This window comes from Desulfovibrio sp. 1214_IL3152 (assembly GCF_036763055.1).
GTDB lineage: Bacteria > Desulfobacterota > Desulfovibrionia > Desulfovibrionales > Desulfovibrionaceae > Desulfovibrio.
The window spans coordinates 1-1276 of the sequence record NZ_JBAIYW010000519.1; the positions used below are offsets into that span (position 1 = coordinate 1).

The window sequence follows — 1276 nt, forward strand, 5'->3', positions numbered from 1 at the left end:
GAGGCGGCGGCAGAGGCAGACGCCCAAACCACCGTCAGTCCGCACGTCCGCCGGCAGCCTTTCAGTGGCAACGGGCTTAAACGCCTGGGCTGCTGGGCGTGCAGCCGCAAAGGACTGCTGACCCTGGCCCTGATCCTGAACCTGCTGCCCCTGCTCTGGTTCAAGTATTCATGGTTTTTCGCCCAGAACCTGGCCCTGCTCGTGGGTGCGGAGTGGAATTTCACCCCGCCGGGCCTGCCCCTCGGCATCTCTTTTTACACCTTTATCCAGATCGCCTGGCTCGTCAGCGTATACCGGCGGCAGGTAATGCCTCAGGGCTTTTCGCGTCACGCGCTTTTTTCGGCCTGTTTTCCCTACGTCATTTCCGGCCCCATCGTGCGCTACGAACAGATGGGACCGCAGCTTGACGAACTTTCCGGCTCCACCTCCGAAGGTCTGGCCCAGGGGTTCACCCTTTTCACCATCGGGCTTGCCAAAAAAGTGCTGCTGGCCGACAGCCTGGCCGTGTACGCCAACGCCGTATTCAACGCGGCGGAAAAAGCCTTTCCCATAAGCGGAGCCGAAGCCTGGCTGGGTTCTTTCTGCTATACTTTTCAGCTTTACTTCGACTTTTCCGGCTATACGGACATGGCTATCGGCCTTGGGCTCATGCTGGGCCTGCGGCTGCCGGAAAACTTTGATTCCCCTTACAAGGCAACAGGCATTGTTGACTTCTGGCGGCGCTGGCACATCACCCTGAGTTCCTGGCTGCGGGACTTTCTGTACATCCCCCTGGGCGGCAACCGCAAAGGGCGGCTCATGCAGTACCGCAACCTCTTTCTCACCATGCTCATAGGCGGAGCCTGGCACGGCGCTGGCTGGACATTCATCATATGGGGCGCGCTGCACGGGGCCATGCTGAGCATCAACCACTTTTTCCGCGCCTGCATCAAGGGCAGCCTGACGGAAAGGGTTCTCGCCACCCTGCCCTTGCGCATCTTCTTCATCTTTTTCACGTTCATGTGCATCAATCTTTGCTGGGTGGTCTTTCGCACGGTGAGCCTCGACGGGGCTGTAACCATGTATGGAGCCATGTTCGCCGGGCCTTTCACGGCTGAAGCAGCCGGGCGGATTGCGGACCATGCCGGCCTTTCGGCAGTGGGCGCACTGGCTGCCAACTGGCTGCCCAACAACTATTTTCAGGGCTGGATGCCCTTTGCGCTGCTCGGCATCAGCCTTGTTCTTGTGTGGGCCTTCCCCAACAGCCACGAACTGCTGCACGGCAGGCGCGACGGCA

General features: G+C 60.1%; 1 protein-coding gene. It reads left to right on the forward strand.

Going from position 1 to position 1276, the window contains the following annotated elements; all coding sequences use genetic code 11:
- A partial coding sequence (locus V6C07_RS11075) for an MBOAT family O-acyltransferase (protein WP_333536538.1) occupies positions 1 to 1276 on the forward strand: 1276 nt, incomplete at both ends.